Origin of the sequence: Devosia subaequoris, assembly GCF_014197055.1 — a bacterium.
Taxonomy (GTDB): Bacteria; Pseudomonadota; Alphaproteobacteria; order Rhizobiales; family Devosiaceae; genus Devosia; species Devosia subaequoris.
Window position 1 is genome coordinate 21,537 of the sequence record NZ_JACIEW010000012.1, and the last position, 26,355, is coordinate 47,891.

The 26,355-nt window shown below is 60.8% G+C and carries 29 protein-coding genes and 1 other RNA gene; 15 read left to right on the plus strand and 15 right to left on the minus strand.

The annotated features are described in order from the left end of the window. Nucleotides 1–7 precede the first annotated feature (7 nt). Both GGR20_RS17405 and GGR20_RS17410 read right to left on the minus strand, forming a co-directional pair. On the minus strand, nt 8–1,618 hold the full coding sequence (locus tag GGR20_RS17405; RefSeq protein WP_183312632.1) for a putative bifunctional diguanylate cyclase/phosphodiesterase: 1,611 nt from the start codon (nt 1,616–1,618) through the stop codon (nt 8–10). 389 nt (nt 1,619–2,007) lie between these two features. Then, the gene (locus GGR20_RS17410) at nt 2,008–2,496 is read right to left on the minus strand and encodes a putative pterin-binding protein (RefSeq protein ID WP_183312633.1); all 489 of its coding nucleotides are present in this window, start codon (nt 2,494–2,496) and stop codon (nt 2,008–2,010) included. A 204-nt stretch (nt 2,497–2,700) separates the two neighbouring features. On the opposite strand from GGR20_RS17410, the gene dapD reads away from it, so the two are divergent. The 5 genes from dapD (at nt 2,701) to GGR20_RS17435 (ending at nt 6,397) form a co-directional block, all read left to right on the plus strand. Further along, nucleotides 2,701–3,543, plus strand: a complete 843-nt coding sequence (dapD, locus tag GGR20_RS17415) for a 2,3,4,5-tetrahydropyridine-2,6-dicarboxylate N-succinyltransferase (protein WP_183312634.1) — start codon at nt 2,701–2,703, stop codon at nt 3,541–3,543. 88 nt (nt 3,544–3,631) lie between these two features. Next, the gene (locus tag GGR20_RS17420) at nt 3,632–4,129 is read left to right on the plus strand and encodes a DUF805 domain-containing protein (RefSeq protein ID WP_183312635.1); all 498 of its coding nucleotides are present in this window, start codon (nt 3,632–3,634) and stop codon (nt 4,127–4,129) included. Next, a complete protein-coding gene (gene dapE, locus GGR20_RS17425; RefSeq protein ID WP_183312636.1) occupies nt 4,126–5,280 on the plus strand; it encodes a succinyl-diaminopimelate desuccinylase in 1,155 nt (384 codons plus the stop codon). The genes GGR20_RS17420 and dapE overlap by 4 nt, the downstream gene beginning before the upstream one ends. Continuing rightward, entirely contained in the window at nt 5,277–5,816 is a 540-nt protein-coding gene (locus GGR20_RS17430) for a hypothetical protein (protein ID WP_183312637.1), read from the plus strand. The genes dapE and GGR20_RS17430 overlap by 4 nt, the downstream gene beginning before the upstream one ends. 14 nt (nt 5,817–5,830) lie before the next feature. Then, complete coding sequence (locus GGR20_RS17435) at nt 5,831–6,397, plus strand: hypothetical protein (protein ID WP_183312638.1); 567 nt, start codon at nt 5,831–5,833, stop codon at nt 6,395–6,397. Here the strand turns inward: GGR20_RS17435 and truA are convergent. Genes truA through def form a run of 3 tightly spaced genes read right to left on the minus strand, consistent with a single transcriptional unit; the run spans nt 6,394 to nt 8,612 of the window. Beyond that, a complete protein-coding gene (truA, locus tag GGR20_RS17440; RefSeq protein ID WP_183312639.1) occupies nt 6,394–7,134 on the minus strand; it encodes a tRNA pseudouridine(38-40) synthase TruA in 741 nt (246 codons plus the stop codon). The genes GGR20_RS17435 and truA overlap by 4 nt on opposite strands. Continuing rightward, complete coding sequence (gene fmt, locus GGR20_RS17445; protein WP_183312640.1) at nt 7,134–8,057, minus strand: methionyl-tRNA formyltransferase; 924 nt, start codon at nt 8,055–8,057, stop codon at nt 7,134–7,136. The genes truA and fmt overlap by 1 nt, the downstream gene beginning before the upstream one ends. 39 nt (nt 8,058–8,096) lie before the next feature. Then, on the minus strand, nt 8,097–8,612 hold the full coding sequence (def, locus tag GGR20_RS17450) for a peptide deformylase (protein WP_183312641.1): 516 nt from the start codon (nt 8,610–8,612) through the stop codon (nt 8,097–8,099). Between the two features lie 149 nt (nt 8,613–8,761). Here def and GGR20_RS17455 point away from each other — a divergent pair, with 149 nt between their 5' ends. Then, entirely contained in the window at nt 8,762–10,171 is a 1,410-nt protein-coding gene (locus GGR20_RS17455) for a DNA recombination protein RmuC (protein WP_183312642.1), read from the plus strand. Here GGR20_RS17455 and GGR20_RS17460 read toward each other — a convergent pair. Next, the gene (locus GGR20_RS17460) at nt 10,168–10,383 is read right to left on the minus strand and encodes a hypervirulence associated TUDOR domain-containing protein (RefSeq protein ID WP_183312643.1); all 216 of its coding nucleotides are present in this window, start codon (nt 10,381–10,383) and stop codon (nt 10,168–10,170) included. The two genes, GGR20_RS17455 and GGR20_RS17460, sit on opposite strands and share 4 nt — an antisense overlap. A gap of 99 nt (nt 10,384–10,482) precedes the next feature. Between GGR20_RS17460 and GGR20_RS17465 the strand changes: the two genes are divergently transcribed. Then, complete coding sequence (locus GGR20_RS17465; RefSeq protein ID WP_183312644.1) at nt 10,483–10,959, plus strand: hypothetical protein; 477 nt, start codon at nt 10,483–10,485, stop codon at nt 10,957–10,959. A 70-nt stretch (nt 10,960–11,029) separates the two neighbouring features. Here the strand turns inward: GGR20_RS17465 and recR are convergent, their stop codons facing one another. The 5 genes from recR to GGR20_RS17490 all read right to left on the minus strand — a co-directional run bounded on the left by recR (nt 11,030) and on the right by GGR20_RS17490 (nt 15,066). Then, entirely contained in the window at nt 11,030–11,626 is a 597-nt protein-coding gene (recR, locus tag GGR20_RS17470; protein ID WP_183312645.1) for a recombination mediator RecR, read from the minus strand. Nucleotides 11,627–11,638: 12 nt separating this feature from the next. Beyond that, nucleotides 11,639–11,962 carry a YbaB/EbfC family nucleoid-associated protein gene (locus GGR20_RS17475; RefSeq protein ID WP_116589409.1) on the minus strand — a complete coding sequence of 108 codons (324 nt, stop codon included), beginning with the start codon at nt 11,960–11,962 and terminating at the stop codon, nt 11,639–11,641. Next, nucleotides 11,959–13,752 carry a DNA polymerase III subunit gamma/tau gene (locus tag GGR20_RS17480; protein ID WP_276511953.1) on the minus strand — a complete coding sequence of 598 codons (1,794 nt, stop codon included), beginning with the start codon at nt 13,750–13,752 and terminating at the stop codon, nt 11,959–11,961. The genes GGR20_RS17475 and GGR20_RS17480 overlap by 4 nt, the downstream gene beginning before the upstream one ends. Before the next feature lie 95 nt (nt 13,753–13,847). Further along, an RNA gene (gene ffs, locus GGR20_RS17485) (signal recognition particle sRNA small type) lies at nt 13,848–13,943 on the minus strand. Nucleotides 13,944–14,034: 91 nt separating this feature from the next. Next, nucleotides 14,035–15,066, minus strand: coding sequence for an HD-GYP domain-containing protein (locus GGR20_RS17490; protein WP_183312647.1), 1,032 nt, complete (start codon nt 15,064–15,066; stop codon nt 14,035–14,037). Nucleotides 15,067–15,387: 321 nt separating this feature from the next. On the opposite strand from GGR20_RS17490, the gene GGR20_RS17495 reads away from it, so the two are divergent. Next, nucleotides 15,388–16,254, plus strand: coding sequence for an LOG family protein (locus GGR20_RS17495; protein ID WP_183312648.1), 867 nt, complete (start codon nt 15,388–15,390; stop codon nt 16,252–16,254). A 17-nt stretch (nt 16,255–16,271) separates the two neighbouring features. Here the strand turns inward: GGR20_RS17495 and GGR20_RS17500 are convergent, their stop codons facing one another. Continuing rightward, nucleotides 16,272–17,888, minus strand: coding sequence for an ATP-binding response regulator (locus GGR20_RS17500; RefSeq protein ID WP_183312649.1), 1,617 nt, complete (start codon nt 17,886–17,888; stop codon nt 16,272–16,274). 181 nt (nt 17,889–18,069) lie between these two features. On the opposite strand from GGR20_RS17500, the gene mscL reads away from it, so the two are divergent. The 3 genes from mscL (at nt 18,070) to GGR20_RS17515 (ending at nt 20,378) form a co-directional block, all read left to right on the plus strand. Then, nucleotides 18,070–18,507, plus strand: coding sequence for a large conductance mechanosensitive channel protein MscL (gene mscL, locus GGR20_RS17505; RefSeq protein WP_253560385.1), 438 nt, complete (start codon nt 18,070–18,072; stop codon nt 18,505–18,507). A 287-nt stretch (nt 18,508–18,794) separates the two neighbouring features. Next, complete coding sequence (locus tag GGR20_RS17510) at nt 18,795–19,430, plus strand: response regulator transcription factor (protein ID WP_183312651.1); 636 nt, start codon at nt 18,795–18,797, stop codon at nt 19,428–19,430. Between the two features lie 351 nt (nt 19,431–19,781). Continuing rightward, nucleotides 19,782–20,378: a hypothetical protein gene (locus GGR20_RS17515; RefSeq protein WP_183312652.1), complete on the plus strand. Its 597-nt coding sequence runs from the start codon at nt 19,782–19,784 to the stop codon at nt 20,376–20,378. Nucleotides 20,379–20,560: 182 nt separating this feature from the next. Here the strand turns inward: GGR20_RS17515 and hemA are convergent, their stop codons facing one another. Continuing rightward, nucleotides 20,561–21,841: a 5-aminolevulinate synthase gene (gene hemA, locus GGR20_RS17520; RefSeq protein ID WP_183312653.1), complete on the minus strand. Its 1,281-nt coding sequence runs from the start codon at nt 21,839–21,841 to the stop codon at nt 20,561–20,563. Between the two features lie 437 nt (nt 21,842–22,278). Between hemA and GGR20_RS17525 the strand changes: the two genes are divergently transcribed. The 4 genes from GGR20_RS17525 to GGR20_RS17540 all read left to right on the plus strand — a co-directional run bounded on the left by GGR20_RS17525 (nt 22,279) and on the right by GGR20_RS17540 (nt 25,683). Beyond that, a complete protein-coding gene (locus GGR20_RS17525) occupies nt 22,279–23,619 on the plus strand; it encodes a hypothetical protein (protein WP_183312654.1) in 1,341 nt (446 codons plus the stop codon). Between the two features lie 89 nt (nt 23,620–23,708). Next, nucleotides 23,709–24,515, plus strand: coding sequence for an SDR family NAD(P)-dependent oxidoreductase (locus GGR20_RS17530; RefSeq protein ID WP_246349731.1), 807 nt, complete (start codon nt 23,709–23,711; stop codon nt 24,513–24,515). Then, the gene (locus tag GGR20_RS17535; protein WP_183312655.1) at nt 24,508–24,912 is read left to right on the plus strand and encodes a hypothetical protein; all 405 of its coding nucleotides are present in this window, start codon (nt 24,508–24,510) and stop codon (nt 24,910–24,912) included. The genes GGR20_RS17530 and GGR20_RS17535 overlap by 8 nt, the downstream gene beginning before the upstream one ends. A gap of 105 nt (nt 24,913–25,017) precedes the next feature. Further along, a complete protein-coding gene (locus tag GGR20_RS17540) occupies nt 25,018–25,683 on the plus strand; it encodes a YiaD family glycine zipper/OmpA-like lipoprotein (RefSeq protein WP_183312656.1) in 666 nt (221 codons plus the stop codon). A gap of 49 nt (nt 25,684–25,732) precedes the next feature. Here the strand turns inward: GGR20_RS17540 and GGR20_RS17545 are convergent, their stop codons facing one another. Then, a complete protein-coding gene (locus GGR20_RS17545; protein WP_183312657.1) occupies nt 25,733–26,026 on the minus strand; it encodes a hypothetical protein in 294 nt (97 codons plus the stop codon). Beyond that, nucleotides 26,026–26,283 (minus strand): hypothetical protein, encoded by a 258-nt coding sequence (locus tag GGR20_RS17550; protein ID WP_183312658.1) that lies wholly within the window; start codon nt 26,281–26,283, stop codon nt 26,026–26,028. Before GGR20_RS17550 ends, GGR20_RS17545 begins: the two co-directional genes overlap by 1 nt. Nucleotides 26,284–26,355: the final 72 nt, after the last annotated feature.

The following is a 26,355-nucleotide window of genomic DNA, read 5'->3' on the forward strand; positions in this document are numbered from 1 at the left end:
ACCGTTTTCACTCTGGCGACCGCTTGCGTCTGGCCTTTCGGCTTGCGGGAATTGGTTGGCCTGGCAGCGACCTACTGATTTCCCTTATCTGGGCGCACGCCATATCAATCGGAACAGGTTTGCCGAAGAAATATCCCTGTCCGATATCGCAGCCCGTACCCTGAAGCAGTTCCAGCTGCTTGCGCGTTTCCACGCCTTCGACGACGACCTTTGCGCCGGTCTTTCTCGCTAGGACGAGAACGGCCTCGATGACCGAGAGGCCGATGGAGCCGGCGTCGAGGTTTCGCACGAAGGCGCGATCAATCTTGATTTCGTCCCAGTGGAACGTCGTCAAATACGAAAGCGACGAATAGCCCGTGCCAAAGTCATCCAGTGCCAGGGAAACACCCAGATAGCGGAGTTCGGAAAGCACGGCGATGGGCTGCTTTGGATCGGCCATCATCACCGACTCCGTAACCTCGAGCTTCAGCCTTTCCGGCGAAAGCCGCGTCGCCATAAGGGCGTCCGCCGTGGTCTCCATGATTTCGCCCTGCATGATCTGGATGACCGACAGGTTCACCGCGACCTGAACGTCGGGCGGCAAACGCTGAGCGTCCCTGCAGGCACAGGCGATCATGTGCTTGCCGATGTCCACAATCTGCCCGGAGGCTTCTGCGATCGGAATGAACTCGTCCGGCGGGATTGGCCCCAGCTGTGCGTGATGCCAGCGTGCCAAGGCTTCGACTCCCACCACCGCGCCGGTCCCCAGGTCGACCTGGATCTGGTAGTGCGGCGTGATTTCACCCTTGCCGATGGCATGCCGCAGATCATTTTCCAGGGTCAGGCGGCGCTCGACCATCTCGCGAAGCGATTGATCATAGACGGAAACTGAGCCTTTCTTTCGCGCCTTGGCTTCGCTCTGCGCCAGATCTGCGTCTTCGAGAAGCCCGCGCACGTTCGGGTTCTGCCGGGTAGAAATGGCTATCCCTGCCGTCGCACCGATCGTCACCGAGCTGCCGTCAATTTCAAATGGCCGCTTGAGTGCTTCCAGCGCACGATCTGCGATGGCCTGGGCCTCCGCCTTGTCGCTCAGGTGCAAGAGGGCTGCGAATTCGTCACCACCGAGCCGGGCGACAACATTGCCCGGCTCGGTGGAAATCATCTCTTCAAGCCTTTTGGCTGCCGCTATGAGCAACTTGTCGCCAAACATGTGGCCCCAGGTGTCATTGATCAGCTTGAACCCGTCCAGATCGAACACAATTACCGCCGTATGGCTGGCGCCTGTGCTTTTTGGCTGGTGCGTGTCTGGAAATGCCGTCCGGTTCGCCAGGCCCGTCAGTGGATCGTGATGCGCCAGATAAGCAAATTTGTCTGCCGCGCGGCCCACTTGTCGGTGCGCCCGGCGCAGGGTCCGGTTCTGGAAGGCCGACACGATCAGCATGATGCCCGCCGAGATCAGCGCCGTGATCACCAGATAATGCTGGGTAGCTTGCTTTTCTGTCAGCGTTTGGCGTATCGCCGCCGCCTTGTTGACGGCGGAATCGGTCGCCTCCGCGCCAATTCTCTCGATGATGGCGCCGACCGGTGCCAATGTGTCCAGCAATCGTGAAGCTGTATCGGTGCTGTCCAGATTGGACATTTCAGCATCGACCGACTCCAAAAGGTTCATCAGCTGGTCATAGGCTCGCCGGCTTTCGGGGTTGGACGCCAGGAATTCGCCATAGCCGCCAACATCCCAGCTATCAAGCCGTCCCAGCAGGATTTGATAGTATAGTTGGGTGCTGTCGGCGTCGGCCTGCCGGCCCAGGGCCGCGTAGCGCGCGAGATAGGACTCCAGCTGCGCCGCTTCAATCCGGCCATGGGCACCGATCCACGACACATCAAAGCGCATGGAGTTCCGCACGGCAGTGGCTGTGTCCTCGACCACGCGCGCATGCAGCACCGTCGCAATGCCCAGCACCACGATGATCACGACCGCGAATTGTCGAAACCAGACGAATTGCAGCATGGCCAGCCAGGGTCTCGTGTTTATTTGATCGTAATGCTGCGAACCTGCCACGCCGATCGGGCATGGTAGAGATCGGTCTGCAGCTCCCCGAACTCATCGAACGGGTAGATGATGAACAGCGGTCCCTTGTTGCGCACCGTCAGGTATTCGCCATCCTGTTTCAGTGCCAGAAGCACCGGATAGGCGGAGAAGTCCGACAGCGGGATTGTGGTGCGATAATTGTTCAGCGCCAGAACGTCGGCCTCTGTCCCTTCGGCACCCACGTGAGCAAGCAGCATATCCATCGGGACGCCCTCAAATACGGGACTGCCGTCATGCCAGGGGGTGCCGGTAACTGTTTGGCCCGATCCGATTGCCTCAAGCTCGGACCGCGTGAAATCGCGCGCGACACCGCCTTCAATGGCGCCATCAATGGTGAGAATGACCGGGTCTGATTGCGCCAGTGCCGCAGAGAAAACCGCGCTGGTAGCGAGCAGAACGGCCGAGAACAGCAGGATTATCGTCTTCATATGTGCCTCTCGGATTTATTAAGTTCCCACACTGCGGCAATTCTTGAAACTTCAGGTAAACGTATCCCGCCGTTTTCTCTCCAATTTCTTCATCCGTGAATTGACATGACTTGCGCAGTCCGGCGCATCGTCTCGCCCGTTGACTCGCGGGCGGCCCCGGCTATGGTCCGCGCGACGAAAATCACCCAGCCGCTCAGGATCCCTATGTCGTACACCCAGCTTGCCCAGACCATCGACACCGCCTTCGAGAACCGCGCCGAGGTAAACTTCTCGACCACGGGCGAAGTGCGTGATGCCGTCAACGAAGCGCTGAACCTGCTCGACAGCGGTCAGGCCCGTGTCGCCGAGAAGGTCAACGGCACCTGGCAGGTCAATCAGTGGCTCAAGCGCGCCGTGCTGCTCTCCTTCCGCCTCAACGACAATGAGCCGATGACCGGCGCCCCGCAGGGCTCCACCTGGTGGGACAAGGTGCCGACCAAGTTCGAGGGCTGGTCCGACAATACCTGGCGCGAAGCCGGCTTCCGCGCCGTGCCCGGCGCTATCGTCCGCCGCTCCGCCCACATCGGCAAGGGCGCCATTCTCATGCCCAGCTTCGTCAATCTGGGGGCCTTTGTCGATGAAGGCACCATGGTCGACACCTGGGTCACGGTCGGCTCCTGCGCCCAGATCGGCAAGAACGTGCACCTTTCCGGCGGCGTCGGCATTGGCGGCGTGCTCGAGCCGCTCCAGGCCGGGCCCACCATCATCGAAGACAATTGCTTCATCGGCGCCCGCTCGGAAATCGTCGAGGGCGTGGTCGTGGGCGAAGGCTCGGTGATTTCCATGGGCGTCTTCATCGGCGCCTCCACCAAGGTGGTGAACCGCCAGACCGGCGAAATCCACATGGGCCACGTCCCGCCGTATTCGGTGGTGGTCTCGGGCTCGCTTCCGGGCAAGCCATTTCCCGATGGTACACCTGGCCCCAACCTTTACTGTGCCGTCATCGTCAAGACCGTCGACGCCCAGACCCGCTCCAAGACCGGCATCAACGACCTGCTGCGCGACTAGGACAAACGCCGGTGCTGGTCCGATTCGCCCTGGCGTCCTACTCTTTGAAGAACCGGAACTGATTCCGGTTCATCAAGGGGGAATGAAGATGGACGATATCAAAGCGCTTCTGACCACCACCGACGGCCGCATCGGCCGTCAACAGTGGTGGATCGGTATCGTTGTGCTGATCGTCGTGTCGATAGTTGCCAGCATTGTGCTGAGCATTCTCAGCTTCGGCAACGGCACGGTGATGGCCTGGTTCGGCGTGCTCATCAACTTGGCGCTGATCTGGCCCAGCTATTGCGTCGGCATCAAGCGCCGCCACGATCGCGACAATAACGGTACCGATCTGACGATCCTGATCGCCGGGTCTGTGCTGCTCAACCTGCTGACAGCAACGGGTGTCGGGACCTCCATGACGGACATGGGGGGCATGATGATGCCGGTTCCTACCATCTGGCTGGGCGCTCTCAACGTCATCTTTGCCGTTTTCGCAATCTACATGCTGGTCCAACTAGGCTTCCTCAAAGGCACCGCCGGACCCAATAGCTATGGCCCCGATCCGCTGGACGGTGCCACCAGGACCGAACCGGAGCTGTCGTGACCATCGACCCTGCTGATCTGCTCGAACGCCTCATCGCCTGCCCCTCGGTAACCCCCGAGGAGGCGGGCGCGCTCGATCTGTTGGAGGCCGAACTCGCGGCCATCGGCTTTGCCCTCACCCGCCTGCGGTTCGAAGGCGATGGCTCCTATCCGGTCGACAATCTTTTTGCCTCCAGAGGGCAGGGCGGTCGCCGTCTGCTCTTTGCCGGCCACACTGATGTCGTCCCCCCCGGAGACAGCGCGCACTGGACCACTGACCCATTCACGCCCCGCATTGCCGATGGCAAAATCTTCGGCCGAGGGGCCGCCGACATGAAATCGGGCATCGCCGCCTTCGTTGCCGCCTGCGCCGAAATCCCGCCCGAAGCCGGCACGATCCAACTCGCCATCACCAATGACGAGGAGGCCGACGCCATCAACGGCACCGACAAGCTGATCGCCTGGATGGCCGAGAACGGCCACCATTTCGACTTCGCCATTGTCGGCGAACCCAGCTCCACGGAAGCTCTGGGCGACAGCATCAAGATCGGTCGGCGCGGTTCCTTTTCAGGCAAGGTCACTGTCACCGGCACGCAAGGTCATGTCGCCTATCCGCACAAGGCCAACAATCCGCTGCCGATCCTGGCCGCTGTCGCTACGGCACTCTCATCCGAAAAGCTCGACGCCGGTACCGATCATTTCCCCGCTTCCAATCTGGAATTGACCACCATCGACGTCGGCAATTCGGTCGGCAATGTCATTCCCATGAGCGGAAGCCTGCGCTTCAACATTCGCTACAACGACACCTGGACCCCCGACACTTTGGCCGATTGGGTCCGTGCCCGCCTCGCCAGCGTCGATCCCAGCGGCACCGACATCGCCTTTGATATCTCGGGCACGCCCTCCCGCGCCTTCCTCTCCCCGCTCGGCACCGATATTGAAACGCTTTCGTCGGTCATCGCCCAGCGTAACGGCAGGCCTCCCGAATATTCCACCGGCGGTGGCACTTCGGATGCGCGCTTTATCGCCCAATATGGCCCGGTGGTTGAATGCGGGCTGGTTGGTCCATCCATGCACAAGGCCGACGAACACATTGCCCTCGCCGATCTCACCGGGCTGACGGAAATCTATGCTGCTTTCATGCAGCGTTTCTTCGCCGGGGCTTCGATATGAAGATCATCAGCGCCCTGCGCCAGTCGGTCTATGGCTGGATCATGATTTTGCGCAACGAGGCGGACTGGCAGGCGCGCTTTCGCTTTACCAGAGCGGGCCTCGTAACGGCCCTGGTTCTGTTCTACTTGTTTGCTTTCTTAGCCGTGGTGTTGGGCTCACTCAGCTATGGGGTGCCGACCCTGGGCGAACTCATCGCAACGCTGGCGTTCCAGTCCCTTTTCCTCGCGGCGCCGCTGATCGGCATCTACGGGACTCGCTACGCCTTGCGCCAGCATGAACCTGTGCTGCCGCTGCTGATCCCCAGCATTTACGCGCTGACCTTCTATGTCGGCCTGGGGGCTTTGCTCTCGCTCACGATAGGGTTCCTGTTGCCGCTGCTCTGGGTGGCGCTGATATATATGCTCTTTCGCCTGGGGCGAATGGCGGGCAGGTGGAGCATAGGCGTTTCGGTCGCCTTTGCAGTATTGACGGTACTGCTCCTTGCCGGAACGCCCATCGCACTCTACATCATGCCAGCACCCGTTCCCGCCGTCTGAGACGAGTCTGTTCCTTGCCCCAGTCCTCACCGACCTTTGTTGAAGAAGCTCTGGACGCCGCCCGCGGCGCTTGGGCCCTGGTGTTGGGGCGGCAGAATGCGGCCAGCTATTTCGATTTTTCCCAACGCGGCCTGATCGGTAGTTTCATTGCCCTGGTGCTGGCCATCGCGGTCAGCGTTTTCGGCCCGCAATTGCTTGGCGTCGGCTCGCCTTCCGGTACGGCTGCTGGTATGACCCTGCTCTCGGGGCTACTGTTCGCCCTGCAGATCGGCGCGGCCTATATGGTCCTGCAGATGATGGGCCGGCTCGATGGCTTCCTTCCCTATCTGGTGGCTGACAACTGGGTTAACTTCTACGTCTCGCTGATCGGCGCGATCAGCATCGTCCTGCTTGGCGGCAGTGACATCATGCTGCTGGTCGTGGGTTTGCTCAGCATCATCATCGAGATCAACATTGCCCGCCGCATTGTCACGCTTGCCCCGGTGCAAATCGCCATTTTCATTGTCGCTCAGGTGGTCGCGCAATTTGTGGGCCTGATGGTGCTGGGTGGCATTATTCTGCAGACCATGGGCCCAGTCTAAGGGTAGTCGACCCCGGTCAGGAACAGGCCGCTTGCCGGCGCCATGGCGCCGCAGCGCGTTCTGTCCGCCGCGTCCAGGGCCGCGCGAAAATCGGCAGGGCTCCACTTGCCCTCGCCTACCAGCTTGAGCGACCCCACCATTGACCGCACCTGATGGTGCAGGAAACTGCGGGCACTGGCGGTAATGGCGATGATCTCGCCATCACCGCTTACCTCGAACGCGTCCAGAGTACGCATGGGCGAGTTGGCCTGGCATTCGGACGAGCGGAAGGTGGTAAAGTCATGGTGGCCCAGAATGAGTTGTGCCGCCTCATGCATTCTCTTCGCATCCAGTAGCTTGGGCACGTGCCAGACCTGGTTTCGCTCTATGGCTGCCGGCGCCCGCCGGTTGAGAATGCGATATTCATAGTGTCGCGCCGTCGCCGAAAACCGCGCCTCGAAGGTGTCGGGTACGGCCTCGCTTTCCACCACCACAATCGGGTGGGGCCGCAAATGGTAATTCAGCGCCTCGCGAATGCGGAACGGGTCCCATTGTTTCGACAGGTCGAAATGCGCCACCTGGCCCAGCGCATGCACTCCGGCATCGGTGCGGCCGGCCGCTTGCGTCGTAATTGTCTCGCCCGAAAAGCCGGCGATTGCCTCTTCCAGCGACTGCTGCACGCTCATCCGGTCCTTCTGCCGCTGCCAGCCGGAGAAGGGGGTTCCGTCATATTCAATCGTGAGCTTGTAGCGCGGCATCAGGTCACTTTAGCGGGCAGCGTCCCGGCGCCGCGCAGGAAAGTCGCCGCATCCATGGCGCCCTTGCCCTCCCGCTGCACCTGGGCCAGGCGCACCGCACCGGAGCCGCACGCTATCGTGAGGTCGTCGTTCAAAAGTGAGCCCGGTACTCCCTCACCAGCAGCCAAGCTCGAACGTAGCGCTTTGATCCGCACGGATTTGCCACCGAGTTCCATTTCGAACCAGGCGCCGGGAAAGGGCGACAGGGCCCGGATCAGGTTGTGTACCTCTTCGGCCGATCGGGCAAAATCGATCCGCGCCTCTGCCTTGTCGATTTTTGCCGCGTAGGTCTCGCCACTCTTGGGCTGCGGGGTGAACTCCAGACTCCCGCGCTCCAGCGCCGCCAGCGCCCGGCCCATCAGGTCGGCGCCCAGCCGCATCATCTGGTCGTGCAGTTCGCCCGCTGTCATGTCGGGCGCGATTGGGATGATCTCGGTCGGCCCCATCGCACCGGTATCGAGCCCTTCATCCATTTGCATCACGACAATGCCGGTCTGCTTGTCGCCAGCCATGATGGCGCGCTGAATGGGCGCGGCCCCACGCCAGCGCGGCAAGAGCGAGCCATGCAGATTAAGGCATCCATATTCAGGCGCCTCGAGAATGGGCTTGGGCAGCAGCAGCCCATAGGCCACAACAACCGCGACCTCGGCCTCCAGCGCCGCGAACTGAGCCTGCTCGTCAGCGCCCTTGAGCGAGCGCGGCGTGAAGACTGGTATACCGAAGGCATCAGCTGCCTCGTGCACCGGGCTCTTGCGCTCGGCCTGACCGCGCCCCGCAGGTTTTGGCGCGCGGCTATAGACCGCCACCACCTCATGCCCGGCCGAGACAATCTCGGTCAGCGTGGGAACGGAAAATTCGGGCGTGCCCATGAAGACAACGCGCATGGGGCAGACTCCCTGGTGTCCGTGCGGCGGTGTAGCGGGTCAGCCCGCGGCGCGCTTGGCGGCCTTGTCGAATTTCTTGATGACGCGATCGCGCTTCAGGCGGCTGAGGTAATCGATATAGAGCACGCCATCGAGGTGATCGAGCTCATGCTGAATGCATACGGCCAGCTTGCCTTCGGCCTCTTTCACCACTTCCTGCCCTTCGAGATCGGTGTAGGTCACCGTCACGTCATTGGGCCGCTCGACCTCGTAGTAGAGTTCGGGAATGGAGAGGCAGCCTTCCTCGGTCACCTGCATCTGGTCACCAAATGCCGTGATCTCGGGATTGATCATCACCAATGGATCCGCCGGCTCACCTTCGCCGGCCAGATCCATCACCACGATGCGCTTCATCACCCCGATCTGCGGGGCGGCCAGGCCAATGCCCGGGGCGTCATACATGGTGTCGAGCATGTCTTTGGCCAGCGACTTGATCTCGTCGTCCACCTCGATGATCGGGTCGGCAACGGCACGCAAGCGTGCATCGGGAATGATCAGAATGGGGCGTACGGCCATGGCAGAAAAGTCCGGCGATGAATGGATTGCCCCCGATATGGCGATTTCCGGCCCTCGGGTCAACTCCGGCCCTGTTCAATCCACCGTGGCAGTAGAACATTTTGCGAACAGCAGAATCGCACTAAGCTCACCTCATGCAAGATCTCGATATGACATTGTTCACCTTGGGTCAGTTCCCCGTCACCACCGCCATGGCGCTGCTGGCGGCAGCCCTGGCTCTTGTTGGCCTGCTGATTGTCTGGCTTGTCACCTCGGCGCGCGCCAACGCGGCCCGGGCTGAAAATCAGGCCCGGGAAACGGCCGAAGGCCTGAAGTCGAGCTTTCTCGACCAGGTCGCCTTCCGTGACACGCGCATCCGGGACCTTGAAGCTCAGCTTGAGAGGGAGCGCGATCGTGCCGCTGACTTGCTCGATGCCGAGCGTGAAAAGTCTGGTGGACTGCAATCGGAACTGGCCGCAATGCGCACCCGGCTTGACGAACAAGCGCGCCAGAACGAAGCGAATTTGAAGCGCTTCATGGAAGCGCGCCAGCAGATGACCGACGAGTTCAAATCCATCGCTGGCGATGTGCTGCGCACTCATGGCGAGACCTTCACCAAGCAGAACCGCGAGCAGGTCGATACGTTATTGAAGCCGCTGCAGGACAAGATCACCGAGTTCCACAAGAACCTGGTTGAAGACCGCTCCGCCATGGGTGAGCGCATTCGTGCGCTGGCCGAGAGCAATCTTCAGATCACCACCGAAGCGCAGAACCTCACCCGCGCCCTGAAGGGCAATTCGCAGACTCAGGGCGCCTGGGGCGAAATGATCCTGGCCACCATTCTAGAGCAGTCGGGGCTGCGCGAAGGCGAACAATATTTCACCCAGCAGAGCCATAGCGGCGATGACGGTCAGCGCCTGCGCACCGATGTCGAAATCCTCATGCCCAATGGCGACCGTCTGGTTATCGACTCCAAGGTCTCCCTGACCGCGTTCGAAACCTTCGTCAACTGTCCGGAAGAGGATCGCGACCAGCACCTGCGCGCCCATATCACCTCGGTGCGCAGCCACATCACAACGCTCGGCGACAAGACCTATCATCGCGCGGCCAAGTCCAGCCTCGACTATGTGATGATGTTCGTGCCCATCGAATCTGCCCTGGCGACGGCCATTCAGCACGATGCCAAGCTGGTGGAGTTCGGCATGAGCAAGGGCGTCATGCTCACCACACCAACGACCCTCATGACGGTGCTACGCACGGTCCGTAATGTCTGGGACATCGAAAAACGTCACCAGAACGCCGAGGAAATCGCCGAAAGTGCCGGTGCACTTTATGATAAAGTGGCGGGTTTCCTGGACACTATGGACAAATTAGGCGGACACATCGGAAAAGCACAGGACAGCTTTGACGAAGCGCGTAAGCAACTTTCGACTGGTCGGGGAAATGTCGTGCGACGTGTCGAGAAGCTGCGCGAACTTGGCGCAAAGGCCAGCAAGGCCATACCCGCTAAATGGGATGGTGGCACCGACGATGCGCCCACATTGCGGCTGGTCAAGGACGAGCCGGGCGACCTCAACTAGTCTGCGCGCTCGACTTCGCTGCGGCTCTTGAGCACTCGGTCACCATCCTCCTGGACGATGAGGTAAGCCGGCTCCTTCCTGCTGGCCTGCCGGGTCACCTCTGTTCCCTTGATCGTTCGGCTGACCTCGCTGGTGAAGCGGTCCACGATCTTGCCGCGCGCTTCATGCGCGCCCCAGTTCCATTTCACTGGCGAACCCTTGCGCAATGCCATGTTGGTCGATCTCCGGTTCCGTTCACAATCGGTATTGGCGGACGAACTCTCCGGGCTTCCCTGCGTTCCGGTTGTGTGGTTCAAAACGGGAGACCCCACATGGTACAAAATCACCATCATCCGGGCAGCCTCGTGCCCCAGGAGACTAATTTCGATAACGCCGATACCCCGGGCATTGCCCAGCCCTACAGTCAGAGTGAGATCGAGGATCTGCTCTATGGCGATGACCGCCCGGCACGAGATCGCTTGGCACGTCTATGGGAGATGCGCCATGAGGCAGCCGAGCGCGAAAGTGGTGACTTCGGTGGTCAGGACCCAGCCTATATGCTCGAGGAACTCGATCGTGCCATCGCCGAATTGCAGCGTGATCTCGATAACACAGAAGAAACGGGCAATATCGACGCCGCCATGTCATCTGATCCCGCCGATCACCTTGATGCCCTATCGCCCGACGATACCGATGCGCGCGATGCCTTGATCGGGGAAGAGGTCTTCTATGAGGAAGACGAGGATGGCCCCGTTGACGATGACAATGCCTGGCACGGCAGCGAGGAATTCGACCCGCATTTGAACTAGGCGAGCATTAATTCGCCAGCCAGCCGCCGCATTCCCAATCCCTCCCCGGCCCAGGGGAGGGCAGGGACAATCAGATCACGGTCCGCGCCTTGAGCGCCTGGCTCAGCGTGCCTTCGTCGAGATAGTCGAGCTCTCCGCCCACGGGCACGCCATGGGCGAGCCGTGTCACACGGATACTTGTCCCCGTCAGCCGATCGGTAATGTAATGGGCGGTTGTTTGTCCCTCTACCGTAGCATTCATGGCGAGAACGATTTCTGAATACTCGTGCGCCCGCGCGATCAGGCCCTCGATATTGAGATCATCGGGCCCCACGCCATCAAGCGGCGATAGGACACCCCCCAGCACATGATAGCGCACCTGGCCCACCCCGGCGCGCTCCAGCGCCCAGAGATCGGCCACGTCTTCCACAACGATCATAATGCCGCTCTCTCCGCGTCGCGGATCGGCACAAATCGAACAGGGTGAGGAGGTGTCGACATTGCCGCACACCTCGCAACTCCTGACCGCGAGCACGGCGCGGTCCAAGGCAGCCGAAAGCGGCAGCATGAGCTGCTCTTTCTTCTTGATCAGGTGCAGCACCGCTCGCCGCGCCGAGCGCGGACCGAGCCCTGGCAGGCGCGCCAGAAGCTGGATCAACTGTTCAATTTCAGGTCCGCCGGAGGCCACAGCGGGGCCAGCCTAAAACGGCAGCTTCATGCCTGGCGGGATCGGCAGGCCGGACGTTACGTCCGCCATCTTGCGCTGGGCTTCAGCTTCGCTCTTGCCCTTGGCGTCGTTGAAGGCGGCAATGATCAGGTCTTCGACCATTTCGGCATCTTCCGGCTTGAGCAATGAAGGATCGATCTTGATGCCCTTCATCTCGCCCTTGCCGCTCAGCGACACGCTGACCATGCCGCCGCCCGAGCGGCCTTCAACCACCAGATCCGCCAATTCGGCCTGCATGGCCTCCATCTTGGCCTTCATCTCGCCGGCGGCCTTCATCATGTTCATGATGTCTTTCATTCGTCGTCCTCTTCAAATGGGGGCGGAGCCAGTTCGGCGGGCGTGGCTTCATCGTCGCGCACCGTCACGTTCACCAGCTTGGCGCCGGGAAATGTTTCCAATATGGCCTTGACCAGTGGATCGTCATGCGCGGCGGCCGTGGCCGCTTCCTTGCGCTGCTCTTTCTCCTGTCGGATGGTCAGTCCTTCAGGCGCCTTGGTCGAGACCATCACCAGCCAGCGTTGCCCGGTCCAGGCCTGCAGGCGCGCCGAAAGCGTAGAGATAATCCCGGGGTCGGCGCCATCGCTCAAGGCGACCTCGATCCGGCCCTGCTCGAACGAAACCGGACGCATCTGGCTTTCAAGTGCCAGCTTGACCAGCACGTCGCGCTTGGCAGCGGCCAGCGCGATAAGGTCCTTGTAGGACGCCACCGTGGCGAGCGCCGGCTGCGCAACGGCCTGTGGCCGCGATGCCGGCACCGCTGGGGAAGGCGCGGCGACGGAGGCAGGCGTTGGGCTGGTCTGCACGGCTTCGACGCGCATCGCGGACGCGCCGCCAGATGGTCCGCGCGGCGCAGGCGGCGCGCTGCCTCCGCCCGAGGGCAGGCTGCCTTGCTGGGTGAGCTTGGAAATTACATCGTCCGGGCTGGGCAGATCGGCCGCATAGGCCAGGCGTATCAGCGTCATTTCGGCCGCCTGCAGCGCATTGCCGGCCCGCCCGGTTTCCTCATTGCCCTTGAACAGGATCTGCCAGGCCCGGGTCAGCGCCCGCATCGGCAGACGCTGCGCCAGATCGGCACCGCGCGTCCGCTCGTCCGGGGTCAGCGAGGCATCATCCGCCGCCGCGGGCACCACCTTGATGCGGGTCACCAGATGGGTGAATTCGGCAAGATCCGCAAGCAGGGTCTGCGGATCGGCGCCCAGATCATAGAGTTCCTTGAGTGCACTCAGGGCCTCGGCGATCCGTCCGCCCATCAAATCTTCGAACAAATCGATGATCCGCGCCCGATCCCCCAGGCCCAGCATGGCCTTGACCGTCGCCGTGCTCACCGAACCATTGCCATGGGCAATAGCCTGGTCCAGCAGTGAGAGGGAGTCGCGCGCCGATCCCTCACCGGCCCGCACGATCATGGCCAGCGCGTCCGGCTCAAAGCCGATGCCTTCCTGGCCCAGGATCTTTTCGAGATAGGCCGACATCACATCGGCCGGAATGCGCCGCAGATCGAAACGCTGGCAGCGCGACAGGATCGTCACCGGCACCTTGCGGATTTCGGTGGTCGCGAAGATGAACTTCACATAGGGCGGCGGCTCCTCGAGTGTCTTGAGCAGCCCGTTGAAGGCCGCCGTCGAGAGCATGTGCACCTCGTCGATCACATAGACCTTGTAGGGGGCCGAGACCGGCCCGTACTTCACCGAGTCGATGATTTCTCGAATATCGCCGATGCCGGTATTGGACGCCGCGTCCATCTCCACCACATCAACATGCCGCCCCTCGATGATCGCGCGGCAATGGGCGCCTTCGGTTTCCAGTTCCAGCGTAGGATGGCGGCCGGTCTCGTCTTCATAGTTGAAAGCGCGGGCCAGAATGCGGGCCGTAGTGGTCTTGCCCACGCCGCGCACGCCGGTCAAAATGAAGGCGTGGTGGATGCGGTTCTGCGAAAAGGCATTGCCCAGCGTCTGTACCATCGCGTCCTGCCCGACCAGTGTCGAGAAGTCGCGCGGGCGATATTTGCGGGCCAGGACCAGATAGGGCGTGGTCTGAGTGTCAGCCATGCGGCCTGTCCTTGTCCTTCTTGCTGGGGAATCTGGCATTGGTCATGCCCGGAACATAGGGCAAGCCGATCCATCTCGCAAAAGGCCATTGCCGATATTGCGCCGCTGGAAGCCCGCTTCTGAACAGGGAATTGAGTAGGAGGCTGGCATCGACCCGTGAGGATCTCGTTGGGGCTGCTTCCTTCCGGACCTGACCCGGTTGGCGAGGAACACGTCCGCGCCAACCTCCCGCCGCCTATATGCGGATTTTGAAACCAGGTTGCAAGGGGGGCGGGATAACGAGAGGCGAGCCCCCCAGCCAGTGACGCCCTCACGCGGGCGTCATGTCGGCAGAATACTGCGTCGAAAGGCCCGCACCAGCGCCTGGTCGAACCACTGTTCATTATCCGTCAGATAGTCATAGGCCGCTTCGGAGGTGGCCGGTTGCTTGTAGGTCCGACGCTCCACCAGTGCCGAAAAGACATCGCAGATGGTCACCATCTTGACCAGGTCCGGCAGGCTGTTACCCATCAGGCCAGCCGGATAGCCAGAGCCGTCCAGCAATTCATGGTGCGATCGCACACTGCTCAGCACATCCGTATTTTGAACGCCGTGCTCCTTGAGAATGGCGTAGCCGATCATCGGATGCCGCCGGACATTGGCGATTTCTGCCGCGTCCAGGGCCGTTTCCTTGTTTAGAATATCAAGTGGTATGAAGGCTTTGCCAACGTCGTGCGCGAACCCGGCTGTGGTCAGGCGAACCTTGTCTTCGCGCGAAAACCCCAGTGACGAGCCAAACGCGGCGGCCGTGCCCGCCACCAGCAGACAATGCTGGTAGGTCAGATTGTCGTAGGACAGCACTTCATTCATCCAGTGCTGGATGCCCTCTGCCTCGATCGCGTCGAGGACGGCCTGAGCGCCCGCATCGATCAGCCCGCCATGATTGCCGGCGGCGTTCCATGTGTTGGGCTCGAGCAGGTCTTCGATAGCGCGCTGCGTTTCGGGCGGTACGCAGCTTTGATGGGCGTTGAGAAACGGAAACTTGGCCATCAGCTGCCTGAGCGCGGCGTTGATACCCTCCTCACCGCTGAGCAGGTCGCTGGCCCCCAAAGCCCGGGCCTGGGATTCGGTGTGGTGGTTTCTCTCCCTTAGCAGGAAAACGACCGGACTTTCAGCCGAGCGATGCACGGCCAGTGCCGAGCGCAGCTGGTGGGCACTTGCGAAATTCTCTAGATCGACGTCACACAGGATCACTGCATTGTCGATTCTGAAGGTGGGCGCTGACCGAAGCGGAAACATGCGACATATGCCGCGCATGATCAGCCGCTTGAGTTCACCCTCCTGTACCAGTTCCCGATCCGTGAACAGCAACAATTGTTTGCCCTCCGGATATCAGAAGGCCATGCGAATATTGAGGAGTCGTAAAGATTTCAGCTCATCGGTGTTCGATATAAAGACAAATTCGCGGCACGAAAGTATTCGCATGCGCGGCGCGGCGGTAATTTCCGGTTCGGGTCGGCTCTGGGCCGCTTCCACACTCGTGAACCGATTGGCCCTGCCTCGCCCTTGCTCGAGACCCTTCCGCTGGTTATGCCCTTCTTAGGCCTTTGCCGACAGAGTGGTCCTCTGCTTCGCTTTAATAAGGCCGGGCAGAATGGGCGCTGAGGTGTAGCGCCATCCAAACGGGAGTTTGTCTTGTCTAAACGTCGCCATCCGACATCCCTGCGCACCTCCAGCGAGGACGTTGCCGTCTCGCGCAAGGCGCCTGACACGCCTCAGACGCGCAGCGCTGCCTATCGCCTGGCCTTTGCCGACGACGAATTCATGACCTCCGAAGATACACGCGGGGTGCGGTTCCAGCTCGAATATCTCAAGCCCGAATTCCGCCTGCGCGAACATGGCATCAATTCGACAGTGGTGCTGTTTGGTGGCGCGCGTATTCCCGAACCAGGCAAGCCGGCCTGGGCAGCCAAGAACGAAACCCAGCGCCGAAATCTCGAGACCGCGTCGCGCTATTATGACGAGGCGCGCAAGTTTGCTCAGTTTGCCTCGCAGACCGCCGCCTCGATGGACTACAAGGAATATGTCGTGACCACCGGAGGCGGGCCGGGCGTGATGGAAGCGGGCAATCGCGGCGCAGCCGATATGGGCGCGCCTTCGATCGGGCTCAATATCGTTCTGCCGCACGAACAGGCGCCCAATCTTTACGTGACGCCGGATCTGAGCTTCAATTTCCACTACTTCGCCACCCGCAAAATCCACTTCCTGATGCGGGCCAAGGCGGTCGCGGTGTTCCCGGGTGGCTTCGGAACACTGGACGAGTTCTTCGAGAGCCTGACCCTGATCCAGACCGGCCGCATGGACCGTATCCCCATCCTGCTGTTCGGCAAGGACTTCTGGACCAAGGTCATCAATCTTGAGGCCCTGGCCGAGGCTGGCACCATCTCCCCGGACGATACCGACCTGTTCACCGTGGTCGATACGGCCAAAGAAGGCTGGGACGTGGTGCGCCAATTCTACAATCTGCCGCAGATGAGCGAGCCGACCTGGCGCGGCGGCTGACAGCGCATAAAACCGGGTCAGACCACGCGCTTGCCGCCGCCCTGATTGGCCAGGCCGCTGATTGTCGCGCGCAGGGCAGCCGGCTTCACCGGCTTGGTGACCACGGCAATGCCGCGATCCTCCGCCAGCGCCCGCACCGCAGGGCTGCGGTCGGCCGTCACCAATGCTGCGGGTAGATGTCCGCCGATATTGTGCCGCAGCCACTCGATCGCATCCAGGCCCGAGGTCTGGTCCAGGTGATAGTCCATCAGCACCAGATCAGGATACCAGCCTTCCAGTAATTGCTCGCGATCGATCTGCTTGAGCGAGAGCGCCGTGCGCACCTCGCAGCCCCAATGGCTGAGCAATCCTTCCATGGCCTCGAGTATGGCGCGTTCATTGTCCACGCACAGCACTTTCATGCTCAGCGTGCCAAAGCTGGGTTCCGGCGCCGCGGCTTCTGGTTGACTGGTCGGCCGGGCATTGCGCACCGCAGGAAGATAGATCGAAAATCGTGAGCCGCTGCCCTCGCGGCTATCCAGCTCCAGTGTTAACCCGAGTGCCGTCACCAGGCGCTGCACGATGGACAGGCCCAGGCCCAGCCCCTGTGCCATGCGCGCGCCGCGTTCGAGCCGGGAAAACTCGGCAAAGACCAATCTGTGCTGGTCCTTGTTGAAACCAATGCCCGTATCGACGACGTCCAGTCGCCAGCGATTGCCGCGTTTGCGCAGCCCCACCAGCACTGTGCCCCCCACCGGGGTATATTTGATGGCATTCGATACCAGGTTTTGCACAATGCGCCCCACCAGCGAGCGGTCCGCCATCACGCTGGCCTTGGTGGCGACGATCCGCAGCGAGATCGAACGCTCCCGGGCCATCGGGGCAAATTCGACCTCGGTTTTCTTGAGCAGGTCCTGCACCTGAATGGGCGCCGGCGCCGGCTTGAGCGCGCCACTGTCGATGCGTGAGATGTCGAGCAGCGCTGACATGATATCTTCTACCGCCGTCAGCGAAGCTTCGATGGAATTGGCCAGTTCGGCAAAGCCGGTCGATTTGGCGCGCTCGATCAGCGTGGACGTATAAAGCCGTGCCGCATTGAGCGGCTGCAACAGGTCATGGCTGGCCGCCGCCAGAAACCGCGTCTTGTCGTGATTGGAAGCGTCGGCCTTGGCGCGCGCCGCTTCGAGCTCGGTATTGACCTGCTTGAGCGCGGCGGTGCGCTCCTCCACCCGCCGCTCCAGGGTCTGGTTGACCTGTGCCAGCTGCTGTTCGGCACGCACCCGCGCGGTCACGTCTGAAAAGCTGACGACCAGCCCGCCATTGGGCAGCCGGCTCGAATGAAATTCTAGGGCCTGGCCGGAATTGCCCCGGCGCTGGGTCACGCTGGTTGGTGCTGCGGTCAGTTCCTTGATCCGCTCGATAGCCAGTTGCGCGGCGTCCCCTGGACCAAGATCACCGCGCTCGGCCATGAACAGGGCTATGTCGAACAGCGCCGAGCCGGGGCGGGTCAACTCCTGGGGTAAGTGCAGCAGACTGTTATAGCGCAGGTTGGACGTCACCAGACGCAAGCCGGCATCGAACACGGCGACGCCCTGCGGAATATGGTCGATGGCCAGCGCAATGGCGCTTGTCGGATCGTGGTCGAGCAGACTCATCTTGATCGCACAATGGCAGGTTGAGGTGTCTCGACCTTATCAGCCCCGGCCCGGCCCGGCGCAAGACCGCCCTTGGAACCATTGCTTTTTCTGCCAAAAGCCTTTCAATCCACGTGTGTTAGCAATCTCAGTCTTCGCTGCTGCGGGGTAGCAGCAATATTTCAAGGGGGATCAAATGAGCATATTCAAGGAATTTCGGGACTTTGCCGTCAAAGGCAACATGATTGATCTGGCCATCGGTGTGATCATCGGTGCTGCGTTCGGGGCCATTGTATCGTCTCTTGTTGACGACATCTTCATGCCGCTCATTGGCCTGTTGCTGGGCGGTATTGATTTTTCGAATCTGTTCGTCGTGCTGTCCAACCCCGATGATGTGGCCGTGCCCTCATTGGCCGTCGCGCAGGAGGCGGGCGTGGCCACGCTCAATATCGGGCTGTTCATCAATGCCGTGGTCAAGTTCACCATTATTGCCATGGTCCTGTTCATAGTGATCAAGGGCATCAATTCGATGAAGCGCGAGGTCGCCAAAGAACCGGTCGAAGCGACGCCCGCGCCCTCCAGGGAAGAAGTGCTGCTCACCGAAATTCGTGACGCCATTCAGGCTGGCGGCAAGGCCTGACCCGGAAGTGCTATTCTGAAAGGCCGGCAACAATGCCGGCCTTTTGTCAGCAACAAACGTAGGAATAAAGTCGTTGACAACCAGCAAACTGAATATATACCTATAGCATAGGTAGTCCATCCTACGGATTCATCGTATCGGACGGCGCCACCACTTAGAGCAAACTACACTTGCGGGACACCTGGGCAGAGGTGCAGCGGGGCGGAAGCGAATGTGCCTTCGCCATGCGGAATGTTGTGCGCCCCGGCGACCGTTTCTGAAGCGAACTTGCCGGAAGGGGCTATGGCATGAACACGCATTCCTACTATCACGCATTTCTCAACCGGGACCGTCTGGTCCATATCGTCGATCCGGATCCGGGCACCTGCGAAGCGCTCAGCGTGCTGTTTCGTCTGGAAGGGTTTCAGACCATCTTTTCGCTTGCATCCGCGCACTTTCGCGCAGCGCTGGAGCGCCGACGGCCAGATGTGGCGGTGATCAATCTCAACCAGGGCGAGGAAGATGGACTGGGCCTGCTGCGTCGGGTCAAGGAGCTGCGCACCGGCGCTCCGGTTGTCATGCTAGCCAACGAACCGCAATTGGAAGCTGCGGTAACCGCCATGAAGCTGGGTGCGACCGATGTGCTCAGCAAACCCATCGACAACGAATTGCTGCTCACTGTCATTCGCGACGCCTTGCGTAAGGATATACATCTGGGCGCCATGCAGGCCGGTGGCCGCCCCGTCGAGGTGCGCGGTTTCTCCCAGCTCACTCCGCGTGAGCGCGAAGTGCTGCAATTGATCACCAATGGCCAGTCCAACAAGGAAGCCGGCCGCGAGCTCGGCATTTCCCCCCGCACCATCGAAGTCCACCGCGCCCGCGTCATGGAAAAGCTCGGCGCCCGCAACACCGCCGACCTCATGCGCATCGTACTGACTTCGTAGCCGGTCCGCAGGATCGATCGCTCCAGTGGAGCGATCGAAGGCAAGAAGGCCATGAGAGCTACGCTCGAATGGCGAGGTAGCCGGTCCGCAGGTTCGATCGCTCCAGTGGAGCGATCGAAGGCAAGAAGGCCATGAGCGCTACGCTCGAATGGCGGTAGCGGGCCAGCAGGGCTGGTCACGCCAGCGGCGTGACCCGAGGAGGGGCTGCGAAAATGGTAATGGCGGCTATGGGGTGGTTAGCTGACTATCGGCTTCTGGCGGAGGGCTTGCTATAGCAGACCAACGGCCGAACGGGTTTTAGGATTCCTCCGAGAGGTCAAGTTTCCGCTGCGGTTCCACTTTGAGGTGCAGGTGCGCTTTTCTTCCTTCTATCCGCTGATGATCGCTATCTGCCTTTCATCAGAAGCTCGGGCGAGCGAACTGGATGTAGAAACGTGGCGGCAACTCTGGACGCGCTGCCGTATCGCCATTGAGCAAGGCGAGAAATTGAACACCCAAGGGTTAATCGACCTCGGGCCTTCCATTATGCGTGTTGCACCTATCACCGTTGAGGGATTGGACACACCGTTGATGCCTGGGTATGAGGTGCGCGAGCAAAGCTGGCAGCCACCCGGTTCTTCGTTCGTCCTGGTGGAAGGGGCATACCCCGATAAGCGACGTTCGTGCGAGGTCCGATTAGCTCCCAACGTTCCATCCGTGACATCAGTCGAAGAGGCCGCCTTTGTGTCCGCGTTCATACAGGAACGGCGGTTGCTGGTAGCTTCCGGATCCCACGAGGAAAGAAACCCCGATCCCATCTACTCAACCAACCTTGGCGTTGGGCCACTTGCCCGCAGCGACAGTGGTTGTCGTATTATCTCTGGCCTGCATGTTGAGACTAGGCCAGGCAGGGAGCCGTTCTTCAACTCTTTCGCCGCCGAGCAGTCAAGCTGCCTGACGCAGTCCTAAGCTCGACCGTCAGCTAAAGTGGTATGGCAGTAGACGCGCGAATGACTTGTTAGGGGTCGGCAATTGACCATCCGCCCTACGTCCATTTCTGAACCCGGAGACCGATGCGTTGATCCGCGCATCGGCATGCCCTGTGCAGTACGGAACGATTTTCGATCATTGCTGACGGCAATGCCGTCTGCTCAACCGCCCAGGCTGGGCAGGGTCAGATCGCCGCTGGTCAGCTTGCTGGCGGTAATGGCCGCATCGGCCCGCTCCCGCGGGAGCTCGAGGCTCGTCCATACGCTCACCAGCGCGTGGCGCAATTCGAAGATCATCTCGTCGCTATGCAGCGGCGTCGGGGTGATGCGCAGCCGTTCGGTACCTTTGGGAACCGTGGGATAGTTGATCGGCTGGATATAGATATTGTGCTTGTCGAGCAGCATGTCGCTGGCCGCCTTGACCGCCCGCGCATCGCCCACGATCAGCGGCACGATATGGGTGTCGGAATTCATCACCGGCAGGCCGGCATCGGCCAGGATCGCCTTGGTCAGCCGCGCCTGACGCTGATGCATCAGGCGTTCTTCGCCATTGCCCTTCAAATGCTCGATTGAGGCGCGGGCGGCCGCGCAGAGCGCCGGGGGCAGGGCGGTAGTGAAAATGAATTCGGGCGCATAGGAGCGCACCGCATCGATGATCGAGCGATTGGCGGCGATATAGCCACCCATCACGCCAAACCCCTTGGCCAGCGTGCCTTCGATGACGTCGATCCGGTCCATCAGGCCTTCATGCTCGGCGATGCCACCGCCGCGCGGGCCATACATGCCCACCGCGTGCACTTCGTCGATATAGGTCAGCGCCCCGAATTCTTCGGCCAGATCGCAGATCTCCTTGATCGGCGCGACATCGCCATCCATCGAATAGACGCTCTCGAACGCGATCAGCTTGGGCCGTTTGCGATCAACCTGGCTGAGCAATTCGCGCAAGTGCGCGACATCATTGTGCCGGAAGATTTTCTTCTCCATGCCCGATTGGCGCACGCCCTGGATCATCGAGGCGTGGTTGAGCTGATCCGAAAAGATGATGCAGTCGGGCAGCAGCCGGGCAATGGTCGAGATCGCCGCTTCGTTGGACACAAAGCCCGAGGTGAAGACCAGCGCGGCTTCCTTGCGGTGCAGATCTGCGAGCGAACGCTCAAGCTCGACCAGCGGCCGGTTGGTCCCGGAAATATTGCGCGTGCCACCTGCGCCCACGCCCATGGAGGCGGCGGTCTGCTGCATGGCGGTCACCACCTTCTCGTGCTGGCCCATGCCCAGATAGTCGTTGGAGCACCAGATGGTGATCTCGCGGGCATTGTCCGCATCGTCGCGATACATCGCCTTGGGAAACTTGCCGGCGATGCGCTCAAGGTCGGCGAAGACGCGATAGCGCTTCTCTGCGCGCAGCGTATCGACTGCATCCTCGAAAATACCGCGATAGTCCATGGGAGCCATTCCTTTGCGAGCACTGGAACGGCGGGGCGGCCGGACCTGGCTCTTTCGTGCTCTACCTAATCCCCGAGACGCCGCATTGGTATAGGTCAATTCGACGCGCACATGTCGCTAAACCCTTGTCGTCCGAGGGGGCGACCTCACTACATGAGAGTTATTCTAAGTTTCTTATTTTCGCCTGCCAATGGGCAAAAGGCCAACGGAATATTGGACCAAAGTCTAGGAAAAAAGGCGGCGTGGATAGGGCTCTCAAGTTCACGGCCCAAAGATCGGGGCTGCGGTATCCCTGCAACAAGCCTGTTTGAGCGTCAGGGTGCCTCTCTCTCCTCCAAGCCATCATCCTTCAACTTGGCAGCACAATTAACCGGGACAGACGGTAATTGTTGATCCAGAGCCAGCCATACGCTTAGATAAATATCCCAGGAGGGGTTTTGGGGGGTATCGAAGTGAAGAGTTTTTCGTCTTCAAGTTTTGCGGGCGAGCAGGTCGACGCGCTGGCACTGGCGCGGGCCGCGGTGGAAAAGAACCCGCAGGCACTGTTCACCGATTTCCAGTGGTTTCTATATAAGGGCAAGGACACCGTCTTTTTCACGGCCTTCTCCACCAGAAGCTATGACAAGGACGCCCTGGGCAACATGGTTGCCGAGATGATCGCCCTGGCGCCGCAACTCACCCACGGCTTTGTTGGCGCCAAGCCGGGTCAGCCTTTTCCCAAGCACCTGCTCGACGCCATCACATCGGTCGAAATGGTCGACGAGCTCGACGGCTATCCCGACAAATGGCTCTCGAAATCGTCCGATATCTTTGAACGTGAGGATCTGCCGCTGTTCCGCGTCATGGCCGCGGTGCGCCGCGATGGCCCCGACAGTGAAGGGCGCGCCGCCGTTCTCCAGGTTCGCTCCAGCCACGCCTTGCTGGAAGGCTCGGATTCGGCCCTCTTGACCCGCTCTGCGTCAGCCAGCCATGGCGTGCAATCTGACAAATCGAACAAACTGGCCTGGGGTGATCGGCTGAGAAGCGCGCTGCGCGGTGGCATGACCACGCTGATTTACCTGCTGCTGGCCAATATCCTGGCGCCAAAGGAAAAGCCCTGGGGCTTCCGCACTCTGGCCATCGAACGCCACCGTCTGCGCAAACTGGCCAACAAGCTTGGCGTTCGCCAGCGCTCACTGATGTTTGCGCTGGTCACCCACGCCCTCAATGGCGAGGGCGCAGAAAAGCATATGAGCAAGAAGGTCATCGGCGCCAACTACACCATGCTCGACACCAAGCGGAACAGCACCGACGATGACTTCTTCCGTGTCCGAGCGCTGGAAGCCAAGTTCAAGGTGATGGACGACTTTGTCGACTATGTCCGGGCCGTCGATGACACGGTCGCCGGTATCGAGCAGAAGGACATTACGTCCTTCCAGGTTGTCATCATGTCCATGTTCAAGGCCATGCGGGCGGTCAACCGGGTGCTTCCCTTCCTGCCCAACAAGCGCTTTTGGCGCTTCAATGGCGGCAATGACATCGTGCTGACCCTGGTGCCGCCGCACCGCACCTATGGACCGCTCACCCATGGCATGGTGGAGCCGCTCTACTGTGGCGCCTGGCACAGTGAGGTCAACATCTGCACCTTCTGCCCCGGTCGCCAATATGTGACGTTAAACTTTTCCATGGAACAGCGCCACGTCGCTCATGTCGACAAGATCATGAGCCTGCTTGCCGAGGTGGAGCAGCGCGACGTCGGTCCTCACACCATGGCGCCGGCGGTCGAGAAATTGCACTGAATCTTCCCCGATAACCGCGACAAGCCTCCGCAACCCTCTTGATGTACGTACATCAAGAGGGTTGCGGACCGGGTGCCCGGTAGGATTATATGACCCCGGAAAACCTAACCGATCCGGACCACACCATGACGCATTATGCCGCCTATCCCAGCCTCAACGACTGCCCCGTCGTCATTTCCGGCGGCGCCTCGGGAATTGGCGAGGCCATGGTGCGCGCCTTCGCCGGGCAGGGTGCCAAGGTCGGCTTCGTCGATATTGCAGAGGACGCCGGCAACGCCCTGGCTGCCGAACTGAACGAGTCGGGCCACACCGTGCATTTCATCGCCTGTGACGTCACTGACATTTCGGCCTACCAGGCCGCCATCGCTGAATGCGCCGAACGGCACGGCGATGCACTCGTTCTGGTCAATAACGCAGCGCACGACCAGCGCCACCAATGGAACGAGGTGACGCCGGAGGAATGGGATCAGCGCATGGCCGTCAATCTCAAGCATGCCTTCTTTGCCATTCAGGCGGTGGCTTCTGGCATGGCCAAAGCGGGCAGGGGATCGATCATCAATTACGGTTCGATCAGTTGGATGATCATGGCGCCCGGCATCCCGGTCTACGAAACGGCAAAGGCAGCCACACACGGCCTGACCCGTGCCATGGCCCGCGAACTGGGGCAATCTGGCATTCGCGTCAATTCCCTGGTCCCCGGCGCGGTGATGACCCAGCGTCAGCGCGAACTCTGGGTCACCGCGGCCGACCTTGCCAATATTAAGCAGCAACAGGCGATCCCTGAGGCGATCTCCCCCGAAGACTGCGCCCGCATGGCCCTGTTTCTAGCCGCAGATGACAGCGCCATGATCACGGGACAGCAGTTCCTCGTCGATGCCGGATGGGCCAATGGATAGAAGCTGGTACAAGATAGGGCGATTTGCGCTGGTCTCGCGAATGATCCTGTTGGCATTTGGCGTCGGTTTTGCCGTCCACGCCATACTCTGGGGCTGGTCCATGGGCCCGTCAATTCTGTTTCAGCCTCAGACCTTGCTTGTGATGCTTGGGCCAGCCCTGCTGCCCACCGTCACCCTTGCCATCCTGATCGGAAGTTCCGATCGTTATGACGATTGGTTCTGGGTACTGGTCGTGACATCGCTGGTCTTTGTTCTGGAACAGATAGTCTTTTGGTTGTGGCGCGGTACGGTCGATGACGCGCTGGGTTATTCTGTGTTCTCGCTGATGCCCATCCTGGGTGGCTGGCCTCTGGCCGCTCTATCCTACGCCATGGCTGATGCGTGGACCGAACGCTGAACGGTCATTCATCCCCGGTTCAGGCTCTTCCCCTCATCACGCTCCTGCCTTATTGAGAGGGCAACACAAGGCCACCATTACCGAATCCTTACTTGGGGGAAGTCTATGAAGTCGAAGGTTCTCGTCGCCCTTGCCGCGACCCTGGCGCTCAGCGCCTGCACCACCACCGATCCCTATACCGGCCAGAGCCGGATTTCCAACACCGCCGGCGGTGGCCTGCTCGGTGCTGGCGGCGGCGCAGTGGCAGGCGCCATTGTCGGCGCGGCTGTGGGCGGTGATCCACGTGTTGGCGCCTTGATCGGCGCAGGCGTTGGCGGTCTGACGGGCGCAGCCATCGGCAATTACATGGATCAGCAGGAAGCCGAATTGCGCGCTCAACTGCAGGGTACCGGCGTGTCGGTCACCCGCGTGGGCGACCAGATCATTCTTAACATGCCATCGAACATCACTTTTGCGACCGATCAGTCGACGGTCCAGCCTCAATTCAACCAGACCCTGGTCTCGGTTGCCTTGGTGCTCAAGAAGTTCGAGAAGACTATTGTCGATGTCTATGGCCATACCGACAGCCAGGGCGACGACGCCTACAATCTCGCACTGAGCCAGCGCCGCGCCGTCTCCGTCGCGACCATTCTGGCCAATCAGGGCATCGATCAGCGTCGCTTCTACATCGAAGGCAAGGGCGAGACCTCGCCAATCGCGTCCAATGCCACAGAGGCCGGACGGGCGCAGAACCGTCGCGTGGAAATTCAGCTATCGCCAATCCGCGGCTGATAGCGCTCAATCTTATCGTTCAAGGCGCGGTCCCCAGGATCGCGCCTTTTTATTGTGCCGGAGTCTCGACCACCGGTTCAGACGTCGGCGTACCTGGCTGCATGTCTGTGCCTGGCGCGCCCGAGAAGATCTGCATCACCAGCAGAATGGCCACGATGATCGCCAGGGCGCCCAGGCCGTAGAGCCACCAATTGGTCGGTCCGGTTGAGCCGACGGTAGCATCGTGCTCGCCGGCCACCTTGAGGCCCGAGCCGTCGGGAACATCCAGCATTGCTGAATTTTCGTCCACCAGATGGTCCACTTCCGCCATCGGAGGGGCCTGCTTGTCACCTTTTCTGGCCATCAATAATCCCCTTTGAACACTGTCTCGGTGCCCACGCTGCTTTCCACGCCTTCGCGTACTTCAGCGATTGCCTGGTCAATTTCTTCTGGTTCATAGGCCACCGAGGCGCCTTCGGTTTTCGCGCCAGTAGCCTCGGCTTTGAGTTGGTGGAGCAACTCGATTTTTTCGCGGGCCGTGAACAGGGTGTGATGCGCTATTTGCATGGGATTGAGTTGATCTTTCCCCCCCATGCGTTGCTTCAGGGTATCGAAAATCATGTTCTCTCCCGAAATTGTCCTGGGTCATTTGCGACCCCTCGCCAAGGTCAATGCAACAACAGGGCCCAGGTT